Source organism: Pseudomonas rubra (assembly GCF_028656935.1).
In the GTDB taxonomy this organism is placed as follows: Bacteria; Pseudomonadota; Gammaproteobacteria; order Pseudomonadales; family Pseudomonadaceae; genus Aquipseudomonas; species Aquipseudomonas rubra.
The window spans coordinates 12,952-34,149 of record NZ_JAMDGZ010000069.1 but is presented as its reverse complement, the minus strand read 5'-3'; the positions used below and the strand labels follow the sequence as shown (position 1 = coordinate 34,149).

The following is a 21,198-nucleotide window of genomic DNA, read 5'->3' as shown; positions in this document are numbered from 1 at the left end:
AGGGGTTTTGTCTTTCTGGCGCCGCTCCTATGGATCTCACATCAGTTAGAATGGCCCCCTCGCGTTGACTCAGAAGTTCACTATGTCAGAACCTGCCGACCCTCATCAGCTCGCCGACCTGCCCCTGGACGATCTGGTGGCCTGTCACGAATGCGACCTGCTGATGCGCAAGCCTGTGCTCAAACAGGATGAAAAGGCGCATTGTCCGCGCTGTGGTTACGAGCTCTACGCCCATCGACATAATGTGGTTCAGCGCAGCCTGGCCCTGGTACTGGCAGCTTTGCTGCTATACGTGCCGGCCAACTTCCTGCCGATCATGCAACTGCACCTGCTGGGGCAAAGCTCCAACGACACAGTTTGGAGTGGCGTGGTCGGGCTGTACAACACAGGTATGGGCGGCGTGGCAGTGGTGGTGTTTCTCTGCAGCATGGCCATTCCCTTGCTCAAGCTGCTGTGCCAGTTGGCGGTACTGTTGAGTATTCGCCTGAACATCGGCCGCAGTTACGGTTTGTTGCTCTATCGGATTTATCACCATCTACGCGATTGGGGCATGCTCGAGGTGTATTTCATGGGCGTGCTGGTGGCGATGGTCAAGCTGGTCGACCTGGCGGAGCTGAGCCTGGGTTTGGGGCTGGCCTGCTTTATCAGTTTGTTGTTGGTGCAGGTGTGGCTGGAGGTGGTGATGTCACCCCACCAGATATGGAGTGCTTTATCGGGGGAAGACCTGCATGCGTGCGATTGATGCTGGCATTCTGGTTTGTGGCGACTGCCATGAACTGAACCGCCAGGAGCCGGACAGTGACGCGCAAACCTGCAACCGCTGCGGGGCAGTGGTGCACGCACGGCGGCCGAACAGCCTGGTGCGAACCTGGGCGTTGCTAATCACTTCGGCAATCCTCTACATCCCGGCCAATGTGCTGCCGATCATGACCGTCAGCGCCCTGGGTCAGGGTAGCCCGGACACCATCATGTCCGGCGTTATCACCTTGATGAAGCACGGCATGCTGCCGATTGCTGCGGTGGTGTTCATCGCCAGTATCCTGGTGCCAACCTTCAAGCTGGTGGGTATTGCCCTGCTGCTCTACTCGGTGCAGCGCCACCAACCGTTGTCGGCCCGGCAACGCATTTTGATGTACCGCTTCATTGAATTCATCGGACGCTGGTCGATGCTGGATATTTTCGTGATCGCCATTCTGGTGGCGGTGGTGAATTTCGGCAGGATCGCCAGTGTCGAAGCCAATTGGGGCGCTGTCGCCTTCGCCAGTGTGGTGATTTTGACAATGCTCGCTGCAGTAACCTTCGATCCCCGACTGATTTGGGATAACACGGAGTCGGATGACGACCATGAGTGATTTGCCTACGGCTAAAACCCGCCCAGCTTCGAACTGGTCGGCCATATGGATATTGCCCCTGATCGCCCTGGTGATCGGCGGCTGGCTTGGTTGGCAGGCCTATCGCGAGTCAGGGGTGAACATCCAGGTCCGCTTTGAAAGCGGCGAGGGTATCGTCGCCAACAAGACCGAAGTGGTCTTCAAGGGCATGTCGGTCGGTAAGGTCAAAGAGCTGGTACTCGATGCCAAGGGCAGCAAAACTGGCGTCATTGCCACCATCGAGATGAACAAGGAGGCCGAGCCCTACCTGAGCACCGGTACGCGCTTCTGGCTGGTCAAGCCAAGCGTCAGCCTGGCCGGGATCACTGGCCTTGAGACCCTGGTATCGGGTAACTACATTGCCGTAAGCCCAGGGCAGGGCGAGCCGATCAAGCGCTTCAAGGCGCTGGATGAGGCGCCGCCGCTGTCTGACAGCGAGCCGGGCTTGCACCTGACTCTCAAGGCTGACCGTCTGGGCTCGCTCAACCGCGACAGCCCGGTGTTCTACAAGCAGATCCAGGTCGGTCGGGTGAAAAGCTATCGCCTGGCCGATGACCAGGGCACGGTCGAGCTCAAAGTGTTCATCGAGCCGGCTTACACTGACCTGGTGCGCAAGCACACGCGCTTCTGGAACGCCAGTGGCGTCAGCATTGATGCCGACCTCTCCGGAGTTAAGGTGCGCAGCGAGTCGCTGGCCAGCATCGTCGCCGGTGGTATCGCGTTCGCTACGCCCGAGCACCGCAAGGACAGCCCGCCAACCGATCCGGGCCTGCCGTTTCGCCTGTACGAAGACTTCGATGCAGCTCAGGCCGGGATTCGCGCCAAGGTCAAACTCAGCGACTTTGAAGGCCTGCAGGCCGGTCGTACCCCGGTGATGTACAAAGGCATCCAGGTGGGCTCGCTAAAGACCCTCAAGGTCGATGCCGACCTGTCGAGCGCCACGGCTGAACTGACCCTCGATCCGCTGGCCGAGGACTACCTGGTCGATGGCACGCAATTCTGGGTGGTCAAGCCATCGATCTCCCTGGCCGGCATCACCGGCCTGGAAGCGCTGGTCAAAGGCAACTACATCGCCATCCGCCCGGGTGACAAGGGCGCCACCCCGCTGCGTGAGTTCGAGGCGCGGGCCAAGGCGCCGCCACTGGATCTCAAGGCGCCCGGGCTGCATCTGGTGCTGTACAGCGACAACCTAGGTTCACTGGAAGTGGGCAGTCCGATCCTCTACCGCCAGGTCAAAGTCGGTACGGTGCAGAGCTACCAGTTCTCGAAGAAGAGTAAACGCCTGCTGATTGGCGTACATATCGAGAAAGAGTACGCCGGCCTGGTCAACGGTTCGACGCGCTTCTGGAATGCTAGCGGCATCACCTTGAGTGGCGGGCTGTCGGGTATTCAGATCAAGAGTGAATCGCTGCAAAGCCTGATGGCCGGTGGTATCGCCTTCGACACACCTATCCCGAACGTGGCACTCAAGCGCCGTATTCCGTTCTTCAGTCTGTATGAGAATCAGGACGCGGCCAACCGCAGTGGGACTACGGTAACCATTCGTGTCGATCGCGCCGATGGCCTAAAGGTAGGTACGCCGGTTCGCTTCAAGGGCCTGGATGTTGGCAAGGTCGAGCAGGTCGACCTGACCAATGATCTGCAGGCGGTGCTGCTCAAGGTGCGCATTACCGAAGTGCCGGAGCGCATTGCCCGCGAAGGGACCCAGTTCTGGGTGGTCAAGCCGGCCCTGGGCATCGTCAAGACCGCCAACCTGGAAACCCTGGTTACCGGCCAGTACCTGGAAGTGCAGCCGGCAGTGAAGAATCTTGGGCCTCAGCGCAACTTCAATGCGTTGCCCCAGGCGCCGGATTTCTCTGAGCGCGAAGCCGGATTGTCGCTGGTGCTAAGTGCTGCGCGCCGGGGCTCGATCAAGCCGGGAGTGCCGGTCACCTACCGGGAGATTGCGGTGGGCAAGGTCACGGGTTTCGAATTGGGGCAGACAGCGGATCGAGTGCTGATCCATATCCTGATCGAGCCCAAGTACGCAGCACTGGTACGCGGTGGCAGCCGTTTCTGGAACAGCAGCGGCTTTGGCTTCGATATCGGCCTGTTCAAGGGCGCTACGGTGCGTACAGAGTCGCTGGAGACTCTGATCGAGGGTGGCATTGCCTTCGCAACGCCGGACGGCGAGAAGATGGGCAACCCGGCCCGACCCGAGCAGACCTTTGCCCTGTTCGACAAGGCTGAGGATGAATGGCTGCAGTGGGCGCCGAAGATTCAGATTGGTAAGTAGTCGTTAGCGATCGCGGGGCAAGCCCGCTCCTACACTGTGGGAGCGGGCTTGCCCCGCGATACTTTTTGGCACCAACACAAATTACAGGCAATAAAAAACCGACCCTGAGGTCGGTTCTTCAACAAGCATGTCGCTTAGGCAGCTGCAGCTTCTTTCAGCGCCTTGATGTGGCCATTCAGACGGCCTTTATGGCGAGCAGCCTTGTTCTTGTGGATGATACCTTTATCGGCCATACGGTCGATAACTGGAACAGCCAGAGTATAAGCAGCTTGCGCTTTTTCGGCGTCTTTTGCGTCGATGGCTTTAACTACATTCTTGATGTAGGTACGAACCATGGAACGCAGGCTGGCGTTGTGGCTGCGACGCTTCTCAGCCTGTTTTGCACGTTTTTTGGCGGAAGGTGAGTTGGCCACCGTCGAGCTCCTCGAAAGACTTGGTAAATAGCAAACAAAATAGGCCGCGAATCATGCCGATGAGTTAATCGGTTGTCAAGGGCACTTGCATGGTTCCGCTGAGTGGTCGTTCTGTACAAGGGAGTGATTCCCTTCTGCGGCACGACCTGTAAACTCGGGAGTTTTTGCTCTGCTTGCGTTGCGGCGCGGAGTATCGCACAACTGGGCACGTTGCGGCACAGCCCTTTATCCTCAGGCGTAAAAAACTTTCGATGAATCTTCTCAAATCCCTGGCCGCGGTCAGCTCCATCACCATGATCTCGCGGGTGCTGGGCTTTGTCCGTGACACCATCCTGGCGCGAGTTTTCGGTGCAGGCGTGGCCACCGACGCCTTCTTCATTGCCTTCAAACTGCCCAACCTGCTGCGGCGCATCTTTGCCGAAGGCGCGTTTTCCCAGGCGTTCGTGCCGATACTGGCTGAATACAAGACCCAGCAGGGCGAGGAGGCTACGCGCACCTTCATCGCCTACGTCAGCGGCCTGCTGACTTTGGTGCTGGCTGTGGTCACCGCGCTGGGGATCCTCGCCGCGCCGTGGGTGGTGTGGGTCACGGCACCGGGTTTTGTCGACAGTACCGAGAAATACCAGCTGACCACCGACCTGCTGCGGGTGACGTTTCCTTATATATTGCTGATCTCGCTGTCATCGCTGGCCGGGGCCATCCTCAATACCTGGAACCGCTTTTCGGTGCCGGCCTTCGTGCCGACCCTGCTCAACGTGGCGATGATTGGCTTTACCCTGTTCCTGACCCCGTACTTCGACCCGCCGATCATGGCCCTGGCCTGGGGTGTGCTGGCGGGTGGCCTGGCGCAACTGTTGTACCAGCTGCCTCATTTGAAGAAGATCGGCATGCTCGTGCTGCCGCGTCTGAACGTACGCGATAGCGGCGTGTGGCGGGTGCTCAAGCAGATGCTGCCGGCGATCCTCGGGGTGTCGGTAAGCCAGATCTCGCTGATCATCAACACCATCTTCGCCTCGTTCCTGGTGGCAGGCTCGGTATCCTGGATGTACTACGCCGACCGCCTGATGGAGCTGCCCTCCGGGGTGCTCGGCGTGGCCCTGGGCACTATCCTGCTGCCCACCCTGGCCAAGACTTACGCTAACCGCGACCGCCACGAGTATTCGCGCATCCTCGACTGGGGCCTGCGTCTGTGCTTCCTGCTGGTGCTGCCATGTACCCTGGCCATGGCGATTCTGGCCGAGCCGTTGACTGTGGCGCTGTTCCAGTACGGTAAATTCAGCGCCTTCGACGCGGCGATGACCCAGCGCGCGCTGGTCGCCTATTCGGTCGGCCTGCTGGCGATTATCCTGGTCAAGGTGCTGGCTCCAGGCTTTTATGCACAGCAGAACATCCGTACGCCGGTGAAGATCGCCATCTTTACCCTGGTCTGTACCCAACTATTCAACCTGATGTTCGTCTCTCACCTGCAGCACGCCGGCCTGGCCTTGGCCATCAGCCTTGGTGCCTGCCTGAACGCCGGCTTGCTGTACTGGAAGCTGCGCCAGCAGCAGTTGTTCCAGCCACAACCGGGCTGGGCCAAGTTCCTCGCCAAGCTGGTGGTAGCGGTGCTGCTGATGTCGGCGGTATTACTGGTGGGCATGCATTACATGCCAGCCTGGGCCGAAGGGCAGATGCTTGAGCGCTTCCTGCGCCTGGGCGCGCTGATCCTGGCTGGAGTCGTGACCTATTTCGGCTGTCTGTTGCTGTTTGGATTCCGCCCGCGTGACTTTGCCCGCAACGCGTTGCATTAAGGCGTAATGACGGTCAGACGTCGGTTTTACACATTCCACGCCACGGGGTGACGCTGCTGCCTGTCGTCAGCGCCCGGGTGTGGTTATAATCGACCACTTTATGAGCAAGAAGCGCGTTATGCAGCTGGTTCGAGGCCTCCACAACCTGCGCCCCCAGCACCGGGGCTGTGTCGCCACTATTGGCAACTTCGACGGTGTTCACCGCGGCCACCAGGCAATCCTGGCGCGCCTGCGTGAGCGAGCGGATGAGTTGGGCGTGCCCAGCTGCGTGGTGATTTTCGAACCACAGCCGCGTGAGTACTTCGCCCCCGACACCGCGCCCGCGCGCCTGGCCCGCCTGCGCGACAAGGTCGCCCTGCTGGCCGCCGCCGGTGTTGAGCGGGTGCTGTGCCTGGCGTTCAACCAGCGCCTGAGCAAGCTCAGTGCCGCCGAGTTCGTCGACACCATCCTGGTCGATGGCCTGGGTGTGCAGCATCTGGAAGTGGGGGACGATTTCCGCTTTGGTTGCGACCGGGTAGGCGATTTCGAATTCCTCCAGCAGGCCGGCCTGAGCCAGGGCTTCACCGTTGAAGCGGCGCAAACCGTCGAGCTCGATGGTCTGCGGGTCAGCAGCACACAAGTACGCGATGCGCTGGCCAACGCCGATTTCGCCCTGGCCGAACGTCTGCTCGGGCGGCCGTTCCGTATCTGCGGGCGGGTGCTGCACGGGCAGAAGCTGGCGCGCCAGCTGGGTACGCCGACCGCCAACATCCAGCTCAAACGCCATCGCGTGCCGCTCACCGGGGTCTACCTGGTCAGCGTCGAGCTCGATGGCAATAACTGGCCGGGCGTCGCCAACATTGGCGTACGGCCTACTGTTTCAGGTGATGGCAAAGCCCACCTGGAAGTACATCTTCTGGATTTTGCCGGCGATCTCTATGGCCGGCGTCTGACGGTGGAATTCCACCACAAGCTGCGTGAAGAGCAGCGATTCGCCTCCCTGGAGGCGCTGAAGTCGGCGATCGATGCGGATATCGCCGCCGCACGTGCCCATTGGCACGGTCAACCGCTAACGAAGAGCCTGAAATGACCGACTATAAAGCCACGCTAAACCTTCCGGACACCGCCTTCCCGATGAAGGCCGGCCTGCCACAGCGCGAACCGCAGATCCTGCAGCGCTGGGACAGCATTGGCCTGTACCAGAAGCTGCGCGAAATTGGCAAGGATCGTCCGAAGTTCGTGCTGCACGACGGCCCGCCCTACGCCAACGGCAAGATCCACATCGGTCATGCGCTGAACAAGATTCTCAAGGACATGATTCTCCGCTCCAAGACCCTGTCCGGTTTCGACGCCCCGTACGTCCCAGGCTGGGACTGCCACGGCCTGCCGATCGAGCACAAGGTCGAAGTGACACACGGCAAGCACCTGAGCGCTGACCAGACCCGCGAGCTGTGCCGCGCCTACGCCGCCGAGCAGATCGAAGGGCAGAAGACCGAGTTCATCCGCCTGGGTGTACTGGGTGAATGGGACAACCCGTACAAGACCATGAACTTTGCCAACGAAGCCGGTGAAATCCGCGCGCTGGCCGAGATGGTCAAGCACGGCTTCGTGTTCAAGGGCCTCAAGCCTGTGAACTGGTGCTTCGATTGCGGTTCGGCCCTGGCCGAAGCCGAAGTCGAGTACGCCGACAAGAAATCGCAGACCATCGACGTCGCCTTCCCGGTGGTCGATCAAGCCAAGCTGGCTGCCGCCTTTGGCCTGGCCTCGCTGGCCAAGCCTGCCGCGATCGTGATCTGGACCACCACCCCGTGGACCATCCCGGCCAACCAGGCACTGAACGTCCATCCGGAGTTCAAGTACGCCCTGGTCGATACCGGCGACAAGCTGCTGGTGCTGGCTGAAGAGCTGGTCGAGCCGTGCCTGAAGCGTTATTCGCTGGAAGGTTCGGTAATCGCCACCGCAGAAGGTTCGGCCCTGGAGCTGATCAACTTCCGTCACCCGTTCTACGATCGCCTGTCGCCGGTGTACCTGGCCGACTACGTCGAACTGGGCGCCGGTACCGGTGTGGTTCACTCCTCGCCAGCCTACGGTGAAGACGACTTCGTGACCTGCAAGCGTTACGGCATGGTCAACGACGACATCCTCACCCCGGTGCAGAGCAACGGCGTGTACGTGCCATCGCTGGAGTTCTTCGGCGGCCAGTTCATCTGGAAGGCCAACCCGGCCATCGTCGAAAAACTCTCTGAAGTCGGTGCGCTGATGCACACCGAAACCATCAGCCACAGCTACATGCACTGCTGGCGCCACAAGACCCCGCTGATCTATCGCGCCACCGCGCAATGGTTCGTCGGCATGGACAAGCAGCCGGACAACGGCGAGACCCTGCGCAAGCGCGCGGTCCAGGCCATCGAGCAGACCAAGTTCGTCCCGGCCTGGGGCCAGGCACGCCTGCACTCGATGATCGCCAACCGTCCGGACTGGTGCATCTCGCGTCAGCGCAACTGGGGTGTACCGATCCCGTTCTTCCTCGACAAGCAAACCGGCGAGCTGCACCCGCGCACCGTCGAGCTGATGGAAGAAGTGGCCAAGCGCGTCGAAAAAGAAGGGATCGAAGCCTGGTTCAAGCTCGATGCCGCCGAGCTGCTCGGTGACGAGGCCGGTCAATACGACAAGATCGCCGACACCCTCGACGTCTGGTTCGACTCCGGTACCACCCACTGGCACGTGCTGCGCGGCTCGCACAGCATCGGTCACGACACCGGCCCGCGCGCCGACCTGTACCTGGAAGGTTCCGACCAGCACCGTGGCTGGTTCCACTCGTCCTTGCTGACCGGTTGCGCCATCGACAACCACGCGCCGTACCGCGAACTGCTGACGCACGGCTTCACCGTCGACGAGAACGGCCGCAAGATGTCCAAGTCGCTGGGTAACACCATCGAGCCGCAGAAGGTCAACGACACCCTGGGTGCCGACATCCTGCGCCTGTGGGTTTCGGCCACCGACTACTCCGGTGAAATGGCGGTTTCCGAGCAGATCCTGCAACGCAGCGCCGACGCCTACCGGCGTATCCGCAACACCGCGCGCTTCCTGCTCTCCAACCTGACCGGTTTCGACCCGGCCCGCGACCTGCTGCCGGCCGAAGACATGCTGGCGCTGGACCGCTGGGCCGTCGACCGTACCCTGCTGCTGCAGCGCGAGCTGGAAGAGCACTACGGCGAATACCGCTTCTGGAACGTCTACTCCAAGGTCCACAACTTCTGCGTGCAGGAGCTGGGCGGCTTCTACCTGGACATCATCAAGGACCGTCAGTACACCACGGGCGCCAACAGTGTTGCCCGTCGTTCCTGCCAGACCGCGCTGTACCACATCAGCGAGGCGCTGGTGCGCTGGATCGCGCCGATCCTGGCGTTCACCGCCGATGAGCTGTGGCAGTACCTGCCGGGCGAGCGCAACGATTCGGTCATGCTCAACACCTGGTATGAAGGCCTGAGCGAGCTGCCAGACGGCTTCGAACTCGGTCGCGCCTACTGGGAGCGCGTGATGGCAGCCAAAACGGCGGTCAACAAAGAGCTGGAAAACCAGCGTGCGGCCAAGGCCATCGGTGGCAACCTACAAGCTGAAGTCACCCTGTTCGCCGACGACGCCCTGAGCGCCGACCTGAACAAGCTGGGCGACGAGCTGCGTTTCGTCCTGATCACCTCGGCAGCCAGCGTGGCGCCGTTTGTCCAGGCACCTGCCGATGCGGTCGAGACCGAAGTCCCTGGCCTGAAGCTCAAAGTGGTCAAGTCTGGCCATGCCAAGTGCGGCCGTTGCTGGCACTTCCGTGCAGACGTTGGCGCAAACCCCGAGCATCCGGAAATCTGTGCCCGTTGCGCCGACAACATCAGCGGCAATGGCGAGGTGCGCCACTATGCCTAACCCTGGTGTGGGGCGCTTCGGGCGCCTCAGCTGGCTGTGGCTGAGCGTGCTGGTCCTGGTCCTCGACCAGGCCAGCAAGTTCTACTTCGAAGGTGCGCTGAGCCTGTACCAGCAGATCGTGGTCATCCCTGATTACTTCAGCTGGACCCTGGCCTACAACACCGGTGCTGCCTTCAGCTTCCTGGCTGACAGCTCCGGCTGGCAGCGCTGGCTGTTCGCCCTGATCGCCGTGGTGGTCAGCGCCGTGCTGGTGGTCTGGCTCAAGCGCCTGGGGCGCAACGAGACCTGGCTGGCAGTGGCTTTGGCGCTGGTGCTTGGCGGCGCGCTAGGCAACCTCTACGACCGCATCGTGCTTGGCCACGTGGTCGATTTCATCCTGGTGCACTGGCAGAACCGCTGGTACTTCCCGGCCTTCAACCTGGCCGACAGCGCCATCTGCGTCGGTGCGGTGATGCTGGCGCTGGATATGTTCAAGAGCAAAAAGTCCGGAGAACCCGTCCATGACTGAGACCCGTATCGGCCAGAACACCGAAGTGACTCTGCACTTCGCACTGCACCTGGAAAACGGCGACACCGTCGACAGCACCTTCGACAAGACGCCAGCGGTGTTCAAGGTCGGTGATGGCAACCTGCTGCCAGGCTTCGAAGCAGCGATCTTTGGCTTTAAGGCTGGCGACAAGCGCACCGTGACCGTGGTCCCGGAGAACGCCTTCGGCCAGCCGAATCCGCAAAACGTGCAGATCATTCCCCGCTCGCAGTTCAACGACATGGAGCTGTCCGAAGGCCTGCTGGTGATTTTCAACGACGCCGCCAATGCCGAGTTGCCCGGAGTGGTCAAAGCATTCGATGACGCGCAAGTGACCATCGACTTCAACCACCCGCTGGCCGGCAAGACCTTGAACTTCGAGGTGGAAATCCTCGCGGTCCAGGCCCTTTGAGCCAGGAGTCACCCATGCAAATCAAACTCGCCAACCCCCGTGGCTTCTGTGCCGGCGTGGACCGGGCGATCGAGATCGTCAACCGCGCCCTGGAAGTCTTCGGCCCGCCGATCTATGTGCGCCATGAAGTGGTGCACAACAAGTTCGTGGTCGAGGACTTGCGCGCGCGCGGGGCAATCTTTGTCGAAGAGCTGGACCAGGTGCCGGATGACGTCATCGTCATCTTCAGCGCCCACGGTGTTTCCCAGGCCGTGCGCCAGGAAGCAGCTGGGCGTGGCCTGAAAGTGTTCGACGCTACCTGTCCGCTGGTCACCAAGGTGCACATCGAGGTGGCACGCTACAGCCGTGACGGTCGCGAATGCATCCTGATCGGCCACGCAGGCCACCCGGAAGTCGAAGGCACCATGGGCCAGTACGATGCCAGCAATGGCGGCGCCATCTACCTGGTCGAAGACGAGGACGATGTCACCAGCCTGCAGGTCAATGACCCGGACAAACTGGCGTTCGTGACCCAGACCACCCTGTCGATGGACGATACCAGCCGGGTGATCGATGCCCTGCGCGCACGCTTCCCCAACATCGGCGGGCCGCGCAAGGACGACATCTGCTACGCCACCCAGAACCGCCAGGACGCGGTCAAGCAGCTGGCCGATGAGTGCGACGTGGTCTTGGTGGTCGGCAGCCCGAACAGCTCCAACTCCAACCGCCTGCGTGAGCTGGCCGAGCGCATGTCGACGCCGGCCTACCTGATCGACGGCGCCGAAGACCTGAAAAAAAGCTGGTTCGATGGCGTCGAGCGCATTGGTATCACCGCCGGGGCCTCGGCGCCCGAGGTGCTGGTGCGTGGCGTGATCGAGCAGCTGCGGGCCTGGGGTGCCACGGGTGCCGAAGAACTCGATGGCCGCGAAGAGAACATCACTTTCTCGATGCCCAAAGAGCTGCGCGTACGTTCACTGATCTGACCCGCCAGCCGCGCACAGCGGCTGTTCGCCGGGCTCCTCGCGCAGGCTGACCCGGCCTGTGGGTGCCAGTACCACCCGGTACTGGCTGAAGGGATCGGGGCGCTGGCAGATAAACAGCGTCCCGGCCTGAAAAGCACCTCCCTCGTGCATGGGCACGCCCAGCCCGCTGAAGCGCACCTGCCGGGCCACCGGTTGATTGCCGACGATGCTCACCCGCTCAAGCCGCTGTTGATACAACAACTGCAGACCATCCTGTTCAAGAACCATGCGCCAGCCATTGCCCCAGTTGTCTTCCAGCGCCTGCAGGCGGACCACCTGATTACGCAGCAAAGCCTCGCTGCGTGCTGAACGCAGAGCGTGCGCCAGGTCGCGGGCGGCCGCCTGCTGTTGTAGCCCGCGGCTCATTGCGCTGTAGGCCGGCACGCCGATGTGCGCGAGCATCCCCACCAGTGCTAGTGCGAACATCATTTGTATCAGTGTTACGCCCTGTTGCTTCACCGTGCATTCCTCCCTGGAAGTGCTTCTATAGAGTCAGGCTGGCAGGCATGAGCGTCCAGTCGGCCAGGTTGGCAAACGGCTGTGGAAAAGTCGCAGGAGGGAAGACGCCATGGACGGCGAGCGGCAACAAGGGATGAGCCTGATCGAGGTGTTGTTGGCCATGCTGGTGCTGGGGCTTGGCCTGTTTTCAGCGGCGGGCGCGCAAGTGCGGGCGCTGCAGGCTACCGACAATGCATTGCACAGCACCCAGGCGGCGTATCAGCAGCATGGGGTACTTGAACTGGCGCGCATCAACGCCGCGCAGCCGGGGCCTCAGCGATGATCCGGCAAGGCGGTTTCGGCCTGGTCGAGGTGTTGTTGGCCCTGAGCCTCGGATTGTTGCTGATCCTCGGTGCCAGCCGCCTGTTTCTGCTGGCCACTCAGAACTGGCAGGCTCAGGGCATCGCTGCGCAATTGCAGGAAGATGCGCGCCTGACCTTGCAGCGTCTGGCCCAGGACATCCGCATGAGTGGCATGTTCGGTTGCCTGCGAGCAGATGCCATCAGTCATGTGCACCCGTCTTCGGCCCAGGCCTTTGCCCACCCGCTGGACATCACCCGGGCAGCGGATGGGCGTTTGCTGCAACTGAACCTGATCAGCGCCGAGCTGCCGGGCGCTGGCGGGCGGCCGAACTGGACGCTGATCACCGATTGCACCCAGCAGGCGCGGGTCTATCCCGAGCTACAGGGCGCGCCTGCCGGGCAGTACGCGATACCGATACGGCGCCAGGCCTATCGTGTTGAGGGCGCCAGCCTGATGCTCGGCAGCGGTGCCAGTTATGCACCGTTGATCGACAACCTCGGCGAACTGCGGGTAGACATCATCAGGCGAGATACTAGCGGTATCGCCGGTCTACGCCTGAGCCTGACCTTACTTGACCCGCAAGCACGGGTCAGGCCGCAGCAGTATCAACTCACGGTAGCGTTACGCAATGGCTAGGGCCGGGAGCCAGCGGGGGATGATCCTGCTGATCAGCCTGGTGCTGCTGGGACTGTTGGGTGTGCTTGGCATCTCGGCCATGGTCAGTGCCACCCTGCAGGTGCGCATGGCGGGCAACCTGGTGGCAGCCATGCAAAACTTCGAGCATGCCGAGCAGACTTTGCTGTTGGGTGAGGCACAGGTGGTACGGGCGCTGCCGTGCACTTACTGTTTGCCGCCGCCTGAGGCCGGGCGGGTGAGGGCGGCGGGCGTCTATCGTGGCGAAGGCGCAAGTTCCGGTCTGAGCTGGCACGGAGCTTCGAGCGGCTTCTACCTAGTGCAGAACCTTGGCCAGAGCACCCATGCCGCACAGCTGCCGGCCAACCTGGCGGTCACCCTGTACCGGATAACCGCCGTCAGCCATGGCGGGGCAGGGCGCAGCGTGCTGGAAAGCGTTTATGCACAGGCTGAAGACGAGGGCGCCCACCCACCCAGGCGCATCCTCTGGCGGCAACTTCATTAGGGGTTCGACTTATGTACAACCTGCACAAAGGCCTGAGCCTGATTGAACTGTTGCTTGTCGTCGCCGTGGTCGGCATGCTGGCGGGCATTGCCTATCCCAGCTACAGCGAACAGGTCCGCAAGGCCGCACGCACGGAAATTGCCGGGTTGCTGTTCGAAAGCACACAGCTGCTGGAGCGCCACTATTCACGCGCCGGCCAATATGCCGACAGCCAGGACCTGGTCACCCCCTTGGCGGCCGGGACCGAGCACTATCGGCTGCATGCCGTTCGGTATTCGGCGTCATTCATGCTCACCGCCCGACGTATCCCGGGAGGCTTGATGAGCAGTGACCGCTGCGCCGATTTTGAACTCGACCAGGCCGGTGTGCGTGGTAATCCGGGTGCCATTGATGGCGGCCGTGGCTGTTGGGGTGGTTGAGGGTTTACTTCAGACGTTGGATCAATACATGACCAAGCAAGTAGTGATTGTCGGTGGCGGGGTGATCGGCCTGCTGACAGCGTTCAACCTGGCGGCCGAGGTCGAGCAGGTGGTGCTGTGTGATCGTGGCGCGCTGGGCCAGGAGTCTTCCTGGGCCGGCGGCGGCATCGTTTCGCCGCTTTATCCGTGGCGCTACAGCGCGGCGGTGACGGCCCTGGCGCACTGGTCGCAGGATTTTTATCCACAGCTGGGCGAGCGCCTGTTCGCCAGCACTGGGGTTGACCCGGAGGTACACACCACCGGCCTGTACTGGCTGGACCTGGACGACGAAGCCCAGGCGCTGGCCTGGGCCAAGCGCGAAGGGCGGCCGTTGAGTGCTGTGGATATCTCGGCAGCCTATGACGCGGTACCGGTGCTGGGCGGTGGCTTCCAGCGCGCCATCTACATGGCCGGGGTTGCCAATGTGCGCAACCCGCGGCTGGTCAAATCCCTCAAGGCCGCCTTGCTGGCGCTGCCCAATGTGAGCATTCGCGAGCACTGCGAAATCACCGGCTTCAGCCGCGAGGGCGAGCGCATCACCGGTGTCGAAACCCTGAATGGGCCGATCCAGGCTGATCGCGTGGTGCTGACGGCTGGCGCCTGGAGCGGTGACTTGCTGCGGCCATTGGGGCTGGAGCTGCCGGTCGAGCCGGTAAAAGGGCAGATGATTCTGTACAAGTGCGCCGAAGACTTCTTGCCGAGCATGGTGCTGGCCAAAGGGCGTTATGCGATCCCCCGGCGTGATGGGCATATTCTGGTGGGCAGCACCCTGGAGCATGCCGGGTACGACAAGACCCCGACCGAAGAGGCCCTGGAAAGCCTGAAGGCGTCAGCGGTTGAATTGCTGCCGGCGCTGGCCGATGCCACTCCGGTGGCCCATTGGGCGGGGCTGCGGCCGGGTTCGCCTGAGGGTATTCCGTACATCGGCGAGGTGCCGGGCTATACCGGGCTGTGGCTGAACTGCGGGCACTACCGCAATGGCCTGGTGCTGGCGCCAGCGTCTTGCCAGTTGTTTGCCGATTTGTTGCTGGGGCGTGCGCCGATCATTGACCCGGCGCCGTATGCACCGGCTGGGCGATTGGCTGCTCTTTAGGGCCCTATCGCTGGCAAGCCAGCTCCCACAGGTACAGCAGAGGCCTGAAGATATCTGCTCTCCTGTGGGAGCTGGCTTGCCAGCGATGGCCGCGCCGCGCAATCAGCGCTGCGCCCCAGGCCCCTGCTCCAGGTGTGCCTGGCTGCAATACCACTGCGAGCCGCGATGCAAGGCCCGATCATTGGGCAAATGCACGCCGCAATGGGCGCAACGCACCATCTTCAGCGGGTCTTCGAGGCTGTTGTTCTGCGCAGCAGCGTTGCTGGCCTTGAACTTGCGCCACAGCCAGAACGCGGCGGCAATCAGGGCAATCCAGAAAAGTAGGCGAACCATGGTGTCCAGCTTTGTCAGTGAAGAGCCTTCAGTCTAGGGCTCGGGCATGAAAAAAGGGAGGCCTTGGCCTCCCTTTATCTATTACACGATTACACGATGGCTCAGTCGAACACACCGAAGGTCATGTAGCTGAACCAGGAGCGGTCGTCGTTGTTACCTTGCGCTTCGTGGTTCTCTTCCTGGATGACGTCACCGTTGGCATCTTTAGGCTGCAGCTCTTCCGGGATCGCGTCTTTGGCATCCTGATACTGCTTGATCACGTCCTGGTTTGCGCGGGTTTCGCCCGGCGGCAGCGGCGTGGCGGTATCGATCAGGCCCAGGGTGGCCTTGGACAGCCACGAGCGGTTGTCGGCCTCGTTCTGCTGCGGCACGAACTGGCCATCGACCAGGCTTGCGTGATCCGGGTAGTTGAGCTTGAGGGTTTCCAGGCTGGTGGCAGCCAGTTCGTCTAGATGCAGGCGCATGTAGGCTTCGGTCATCACCGCCAGGCCGTCGCCGACCGATGGGGTTTCCTGGAAGTTTTCGACTACGTAACGGCCACGGTTGGCGGCAGCGACATAGGCCTGACGGGTCAGGTAGTAGTCGGCCACGTGGATTTCGTAGGAGGCCAGCAGGTTGCGCAGGTAGATCATGCGCTGCTTGGCGTCTGGCGAATAGCGGCTGTTGGGGAAGCGGCTGGTCAGCTGGGCGAACTCGTTGTACGAGTCGCGGGCAGCACCTGGGTCACGCTTGGTCATGTCCAGCGGCAGGAAGCGCGCCAGCAGGCCGCGGTCCTGGTCGAAAGAGGTCAGACCCTTGAGGTAGTAGGCGTAGTCGACGTTCGGATGCTGTGGGTGCAAGCGAATGAAACGCTCGGCGGCAGACTTGGCGGCCTCCGGTTCAGCGTTCTTGTAGTTGGCGTAGATCAGCTCGAGCTGGGCCTGATCGGCATAGCGGCCGAACGGATAGCGCGATTCCAGAGCCTTGAGCTTGCTTGTGGCGCTGGTGTAGCTGTGGTTGTCCAGGTCGGCCTGCGCCTGCTGGTACAGCTCGGCTTCGCTCAGGTTTTCGTCGACGACTTCCTTCGAAGAACAAGCAGCGGTCAGTCCGAGGATGGCGATCAGCAGCAGGTGTTTCACTTGCATGGCGGCTTGCGTCCCTATGACGGCCGCTGTCTTGGGCGTGGCCGTCCTGTTATGATGAGCACCCCGATGCAACCCTCGGGGCAAAAGACGTCGTATTTAACCACAAGCGTGCAGTCGAAACCAAAGGCTGTACCGCCCGCTGATTCGAGCATGTCCGAGATCATTCAACTTCGCGCAGAGGTGCCGTCCGAATTGGGCGGGCAACGCCTCGACCAAATCGCCGCCCAATTGTTCGCTGAGCACTCGCGCTCGCGCCTGTCCACCTGGATCAAGGAGGGGCGCCTGACGGTTGATGGCGCAGTCCTGCGTCCGCGCGACATCGTCCATGGCGGCTCGCTGCTGGCGCTCGACGCCGAGCAGGAAGCCCAGGGCGAGTGGGTGGCTCAGGCCATCGAGCTGGACATCGTCTATGAAGATGACCACATCCTGGTGATCAACAAGCCTGCCGGGCTTGTGGTCCACCCGGCTGCCGGTCACGCCGATGGCACCTTGCTCAATGCCCTGCTGCACCACGTGCCGGACATCATCAATGTGCCGCGCGCCGGTATCGTCCACCGCCTGGACAAGGACACCACCGGTCTGATGGTGGTGGCCAAGACCATTCAGGCGCAGACCCAACTGGTCGCCCAGTTGCAAAGCCGTAGCGTCAGCCGCATCTATGAATGCATCGTGATCGGCGTGGTTACCGCTGGCGGCAAGATCAACGCGCCAATTGGCCGCCACGGTGGCCAGCGCCAGCGCATGGCGGTCACTGAAGGCGGCAAGCCGGCGGTCAGCCACTACCGCGTACTGGAGCGTTTCCGCTCGCACACCCACGTGCGGGTCAAGCTGGAAACCGGGCGTACCCACCAGATTCGCGTGCACATGGCCCACGTCAACTTCCCGTTGGTCGGCGACCCGGTCTATGGCGGGCGTTTCCGTATTCCGCCAGCGGCCAGCCTGACCATGGTCGATGCGCTCAAGACTTTCCCGCGCCAGGCCCTGCACGCACGCTTCCTGGAGCTCGATCACCCGGTGACCGGCGAGCGCATGGGCTGGGAGTCGGCGTTGCCGGATGATTTCGTCTGGCTGCTGTCGCTGCTCAAGCAGGACCGCGAGGCATTTGTCGGATGAGCGAGCTGACGCAAGCGTTGTTGATCCCTGACTGGCCTGCGCCAGCCGCGGTTCGCGCCTGCGTCACCACGCGTAGCGGCGGGGTCAGCCTGCCGCCCTATGAAAGCTTCAACCTCGGTGACCACGTTGGCGATGCGCCAGCAGCGGTGGCCGAGAACCGCCGACGCCTGACCGCCGCGTTCGGCATTCAGCCGGCCTGGCTCAAGCAGGTACATGGCGTTGTGGTGGCTGATGCCGACCCCAGCGTTATCGCCGAGGCCGATGCCAGCTACAGCGCCACCCCCGGTATTGCCTGCACGGTAATGACCGCCGATTGCCTGCCGGTGCTGTTCTGTGACCGCGTCGGTACCCGGGTGGCCGCCGCTCATGCGGGCTGGCGCGGGTTGGCCAATGGTGTTCTGGAAGCCACCCTGGACCGCCTGGCGCTGGCGCCAGAAGAGGTGCTGGTGTGGCTTGGCCCGGCCATCGGTCCGCAAGCCTTTGAAGTGGGCCTGGAAGTTCGCGACGCATTCACCGCCGTTCATCCGCAAACCGCCCAGGCCTTCGTGCCCGGTGCCCAACCCGGCAAGCTGATGGCCGATATTTACCAGCTGGCCCGTCTGCGCCTTGCGGCACGCGGTGTCAAAGCGGTTTATGGTGGTGGTTTGTGCACCGTCAGCGATCCGCGCTTCTATTCTTATCGGCGCACCCCCCTGGGTGGCCGCTTCGCTTCCCTGGTCTGGCTGGCACCGCGCTGACCTGGATCAAGCCCGTGTAGCTTGAATCTTCCAGAATCACCCTTATCTACAGTGGTATCTCTGGCAGGTTTTTATTCATCAGGTGTGTCCATCGCTCCGACCTGCCCAATAAAGGAAGGTAACCCATGCGAATAGACCGTTTGACCAGCAAACTTCAATTAGCGTTATCTGATTCCCAATCCCTGGCTGTGGGCATGGACCATCCAGCCATCGAGCCTGCGCACCTGTTGCAGGCCCTGATCGATCAGCAGGGTGGTTCGATCAAGCCGCTGCTGATGCAGGTCGGCTTCGACGTCAACAGCCTGCGCAAGGCGTTGAGCAAAGAGCTCGACCAACTGCCGAAAATCCAGAACCCCACGGGCGACGTGAACATGTCCCAGGACCTGGCGCGCCTGCTCAACCAGGCCGATCGCCTGGCCCAGCAAAAGGGCGACCAGTTCATCTCCAGTGAGCTGGTGCTGCTGGCGGCCATGGACGAGAACAGCAAAGTCGGCAAGTTGCTGCTCAGCCAGGGCGTCACCAAAAAGGCCCTGGAGAATGCCATCAGCAACCTGCGTGGCGGCGAGGCGGTCAATGATCCCAACGCCGAAGAGTCGCGCCAGGCCCTGGATAAATACACCGTCGACCTGACCAAGCGCGCCGAAGACGGCAAGCTTGACCCGGTGATCGGCCGTGACGATGAAATCCGCCGTACCATCCAGGTCCTGCAACGCCGTACCAAAAACAACCCGGTGCTGATCGGTGAGCCTGGCGTGGGCAAGACCGCCATCGCCGAAGGCTTGGCCCAGCGCATCATTAATGGTGAAGTGCCCGACGGCCTCAAAGGCAAGCGCCTGCTGTCGCTGGACATGGGCGCGCTGATCGCCGGGGCCAAGTTCCGCGGCGAGTTCGAAGAGCGCCTCAAGTCCCTGCTCAACGAGCTGTCCAAGCAGGAAGGGCAGATCATTCTGTTCATCGACGAGCTGCATACCATGGTCGGCGCCGGTAAAGGCGAAGGCTCGATGGATGCTGGCAACATGCTCAAGCCAGCCCTGGCCCGAGGCGAGTTGCACTGCGTTGGCGCCACCACGCTGAACGAGTATCGCCAGTACATTGAAAAGGACGCAGCGCTTGAGCGGCGTTTCCAGAAGGTGCTGGTAGAAGAGCCGAGCGAAGAAGACACCATCGCCATCCTGCGTGGCCTCAAGGAGCGTTACGAGGTGCACCACAAGGTGGCGATCACCGACGGCGCGATCATCGCCGCGGCCAAGCTCAGCCATCGCTACATCACCGACCGTCAGTTGCCGGACAAGGCCATCGACCTGATCGACGAAGCGGCCAGCCGCATCCGCATGGAGATCGACTCCAAGCCCGAAGTGCTCGACCGTCTGGAGCGCCGCCTGATTCAACTGAAGGTTGAGTCCCAGGCGCTGAAGAAAGAAGACGACGAAGCGGCAATCAAGCGCCTGGAGAAGCTCACCGAAGAGATTGCCCGGCTTGAGCGCGAGTACGCTGACCTGGAAGAGGTCTGGACTTCGGAAAAAGCCGAAGTGCAGGGCTCGGCGCAGATCCAGCAAAAAATCGAGCAGTCGCGTCAGGAGCTTGAAGCAGCCCGCCGCAAAGGTGACCTCAGCCGCATGGCCGAGCTGCAGTACGGGGTAATCCCGGACCTTGAGCGCAGCCTGCAGATGGTCGACCAGCACGGCAAGGCCGAGAACCAGTTGCTGCGTAACAAGGTGACTGAGGAAGAAATCGCCGAAGTGGTTTCCAAGTGGACCGGCATCCCGGTGTCGAAGATGCTTGAAGGCGAGCGGGAAAAACTGCTGAAGATGGAAAGCCTGCTGCACGATCGGGTGATCGGCCAGGACGAAGCGGTCGTGGCGGTTTCCAACGCCGTGCGCCGTTCGCGTGCAGGCCTGTCGGACCCGAATCGCCCAAGCGGCTCGTTCCTGTTCCTCGGCCCGACCGGTGTCGGTAAAACCGAGCTGTGCAAGGCGCTGGCCGAATTCCTCTTTGATACAGAAGAGGCAATGGTGCGTATCGACATGTCCGAGTTCATGGAGAAACACTCCGTGGCTCGCCTGATCGGGGCGCCACCAGGCTATGTAGGTTATGAAGAGGGTGGCTACCTGACCGAAGCGGTGCGGCGCAAACCTTATGCGGTGGTGCTGCTCGACGAGGTCGAGAAGGCTCACCCGGATGTGTTCAACGTGTTGCTGCAGGTGCTTGAAGACGGTCGCCTGACTGACAGCCACGGGCGCACGGTGGATTTCCGCAATACCGTAATCGTCATGACCTCCAACCTGGGCTCTTCGCAGATCCAGGAACTGGTGGGCGATCGTGAAGCGCAGCGTGCGGCGGTGATGGATGCCGTGGGCGTGCACTTCAGGCCGGAGTTCATCAACCGGATCGACGAAGTGGTGGTGTTCGAGCCTCTGGGCCGCGAGCAGATCGCTGGCATTACCCAGATCCAGCTCGGTCGTCTGCGCGGGCGCCTGGCCGAACGTGAGCTGAGCCTTGAGCTGAGCCCCGAGGCGCTGGATAAACTGATCGCCGTCGGTTACGACCCGGTCTATGGCGCACGGCCGCTCAAACGCGCGATCCAGCGCTGGATCGAGAACCCGTTGGCGCAGCTGATCCTGTCAGGCAAGTTCCTGCCAGGTAGCGCCATCACGGCGAAAGTGGAGGGCGAAGAGATCGTCTTCGCCTGAGTTTTCGGCGGGTTACGTTAAGGCCTC

The 21,198-nt window shown here is 62.0% G+C and carries 21 protein-coding genes; 17 read left to right on the top strand and 4 right to left on the bottom strand.

The window, feature by feature from the left end:
- The first annotated feature begins 82 nt into the window (after positions 1 to 82).
- From M5G17_RS25495 to M5G17_RS25485, 3 genes are read left to right on the top strand one after another with little or no spacing between them, the layout of a single operon-like run.
- Positions 83 to 742: a paraquat-inducible protein A gene (locus M5G17_RS25495; RefSeq protein ID WP_130266321.1), complete on the top strand. Its 660-nt coding sequence runs from the start codon at positions 83 to 85 to the stop codon at positions 740 to 742.
- On the top strand, positions 729 to 1,352 hold the full coding sequence (locus M5G17_RS25490; protein ID WP_273895635.1) for a paraquat-inducible protein A: 624 nt from the start codon (positions 729 to 731) through the stop codon (positions 1,350 to 1,352). Before M5G17_RS25495 ends, M5G17_RS25490 begins: the two co-directional genes overlap by 14 nt.
- Entirely contained in the window at positions 1,345 to 3,645 is a 2,301-nt protein-coding gene (locus M5G17_RS25485) for a PqiB family protein (RefSeq protein WP_273895634.1), read from the top strand. Before M5G17_RS25490 ends, M5G17_RS25485 begins: the two co-directional genes overlap by 8 nt.
- A 134-nt stretch (positions 3,646 to 3,779) precedes the next feature.
- Here M5G17_RS25485 and rpsT read toward each other — a convergent pair whose 3' ends face one another.
- Positions 3,780 to 4,058, bottom strand: a complete 279-nt coding sequence (rpsT, locus tag M5G17_RS25480; protein ID WP_010220592.1) for a 30S ribosomal protein S20 — start codon at positions 4,056 to 4,058, stop codon at positions 3,780 to 3,782.
- Between the two features lie 251 nt (positions 4,059 to 4,309).
- Between rpsT and murJ the strand changes: the two genes are divergently transcribed.
- From murJ to ispH, 6 genes are all read left to right on the top strand, one after another.
- A complete protein-coding gene (gene murJ / locus M5G17_RS25475) occupies positions 4,310 to 5,848 on the top strand; it encodes a murein biosynthesis integral membrane protein MurJ (RefSeq protein WP_273895633.1) in 1,539 nt (512 codons plus the stop codon).
- Positions 5,849 to 5,966: 118 nt separating this feature from the next.
- Entirely contained in the window at positions 5,967 to 6,917 is a 951-nt protein-coding gene (gene ribF, locus M5G17_RS25470) for a bifunctional riboflavin kinase/FAD synthetase (RefSeq protein ID WP_273895632.1), read from the top strand.
- Complete coding sequence (ileS, locus tag M5G17_RS25465) at positions 6,914 to 9,745, top strand: isoleucine--tRNA ligase (RefSeq protein ID WP_273895631.1); 2,832 nt, start codon at positions 6,914 to 6,916, stop codon at positions 9,743 to 9,745. The genes ribF and ileS overlap by 4 nt, the downstream gene beginning before the upstream one ends.
- Entirely contained in the window at positions 9,738 to 10,253 is a 516-nt protein-coding gene (gene lspA, locus M5G17_RS25460; protein WP_273895630.1) for a signal peptidase II, read from the top strand. The genes ileS and lspA overlap by 8 nt, the downstream gene beginning before the upstream one ends.
- Positions 10,246 to 10,683, top strand: coding sequence for an FKBP-type peptidyl-prolyl cis-trans isomerase (gene fkpB, locus M5G17_RS25455; RefSeq protein WP_273895629.1), 438 nt, complete (start codon positions 10,246 to 10,248; stop codon positions 10,681 to 10,683). The genes lspA and fkpB overlap by 8 nt, the downstream gene beginning before the upstream one ends.
- A gap of 14 nt (positions 10,684 to 10,697) precedes the next feature.
- Positions 10,698 to 11,645 carry a 4-hydroxy-3-methylbut-2-enyl diphosphate reductase gene (gene ispH, locus M5G17_RS25450; RefSeq protein ID WP_273895628.1) on the top strand — a complete coding sequence of 316 codons (948 nt, stop codon included), beginning with the start codon at positions 10,698 to 10,700 and terminating at the stop codon, positions 11,643 to 11,645.
- Here the strand turns inward: ispH and M5G17_RS25445 are convergent.
- Positions 11,634 to 12,110 (bottom strand): GspH/FimT family pseudopilin, encoded by a 477-nt coding sequence (locus tag M5G17_RS25445; RefSeq protein WP_273895627.1) that lies wholly within the window; start codon positions 12,108 to 12,110, stop codon positions 11,634 to 11,636. The genes ispH and M5G17_RS25445 overlap by 12 nt on opposite strands.
- A gap of 142 nt (positions 12,111 to 12,252) precedes the next feature.
- Here M5G17_RS25445 and M5G17_RS25440 point away from each other — a divergent pair, with 142 nt between their 5' ends.
- Genes M5G17_RS25440 through thiO form a run of 5 tightly spaced genes read left to right on the top strand, consistent with a single transcriptional unit; the run spans position 12,253 to position 15,174 of the window.
- A complete protein-coding gene (locus tag M5G17_RS25440) occupies positions 12,253 to 12,465 on the top strand; it encodes a type IV pilus modification PilV family protein (RefSeq protein WP_273895626.1) in 213 nt (70 codons plus the stop codon).
- The gene (locus M5G17_RS25435; RefSeq protein ID WP_273895625.1) at positions 12,462 to 13,121 is read left to right on the top strand and encodes a PilW family protein; all 660 of its coding nucleotides are present in this window, start codon (positions 12,462 to 12,464) and stop codon (positions 13,119 to 13,121) included. The genes M5G17_RS25440 and M5G17_RS25435 overlap by 4 nt, the downstream gene beginning before the upstream one ends.
- A 19-nt stretch (positions 13,122 to 13,140) precedes the next feature.
- The gene (locus M5G17_RS25430; protein WP_273895624.1) at positions 13,141 to 13,623 is read left to right on the top strand and encodes a pilus assembly PilX family protein; all 483 of its coding nucleotides are present in this window, start codon (positions 13,141 to 13,143) and stop codon (positions 13,621 to 13,623) included.
- Positions 13,624 to 13,634: 11 nt separating this feature from the next.
- The gene (locus M5G17_RS25425) at positions 13,635 to 14,042 is read left to right on the top strand and encodes a type IV pilin protein (protein WP_273895623.1); all 408 of its coding nucleotides are present in this window, start codon (positions 13,635 to 13,637) and stop codon (positions 14,040 to 14,042) included.
- Positions 14,043 to 14,070: 28 nt separating this feature from the next.
- On the top strand, positions 14,071 to 15,174 hold the full coding sequence (gene thiO / locus M5G17_RS25420; protein ID WP_273895622.1) for a glycine oxidase ThiO: 1,104 nt from the start codon (positions 14,071 to 14,073) through the stop codon (positions 15,172 to 15,174).
- Positions 15,175 to 15,276: 102 nt separating this feature from the next.
- On the opposite strand, the gene M5G17_RS25415 is transcribed toward thiO, so the two are convergent.
- Together M5G17_RS25415 and M5G17_RS25410 are read right to left on the bottom strand one after the other, a co-directional pair.
- Positions 15,277 to 15,507: a PP0621 family protein gene (locus M5G17_RS25415; protein ID WP_130266308.1), complete on the bottom strand. Its 231-nt coding sequence runs from the start codon at positions 15,505 to 15,507 to the stop codon at positions 15,277 to 15,279.
- A 101-nt stretch (positions 15,508 to 15,608) separates the two neighbouring features.
- Positions 15,609 to 16,631, bottom strand: coding sequence for an outer membrane protein assembly factor BamD (locus M5G17_RS25410; protein ID WP_273895621.1), 1,023 nt, complete (start codon positions 16,629 to 16,631; stop codon positions 15,609 to 15,611).
- 150 nt (positions 16,632 to 16,781) lie between these two features.
- Between M5G17_RS25410 and rluD the strand changes: the two genes are divergently transcribed.
- From rluD to clpB, 3 genes are all read left to right on the top strand, one after another.
- Positions 16,782 to 17,744: a 23S rRNA pseudouridine(1911/1915/1917) synthase RluD gene (gene rluD, locus M5G17_RS25405; RefSeq protein ID WP_273895620.1), complete on the top strand. Its 963-nt coding sequence runs from the start codon at positions 16,782 to 16,784 to the stop codon at positions 17,742 to 17,744.
- A complete protein-coding gene (gene pgeF / locus M5G17_RS25400; RefSeq protein ID WP_273895619.1) occupies positions 17,741 to 18,481 on the top strand; it encodes a peptidoglycan editing factor PgeF in 741 nt (246 codons plus the stop codon). Before rluD ends, pgeF begins: the two co-directional genes overlap by 4 nt.
- Positions 18,482 to 18,606: 125 nt before the next feature.
- Complete coding sequence (gene clpB / locus M5G17_RS25395; protein ID WP_273895618.1) at positions 18,607 to 21,171, top strand: ATP-dependent chaperone ClpB; 2,565 nt, start codon at positions 18,607 to 18,609, stop codon at positions 21,169 to 21,171.
- Positions 21,172 to 21,198 lie beyond the last annotated feature (27 nt).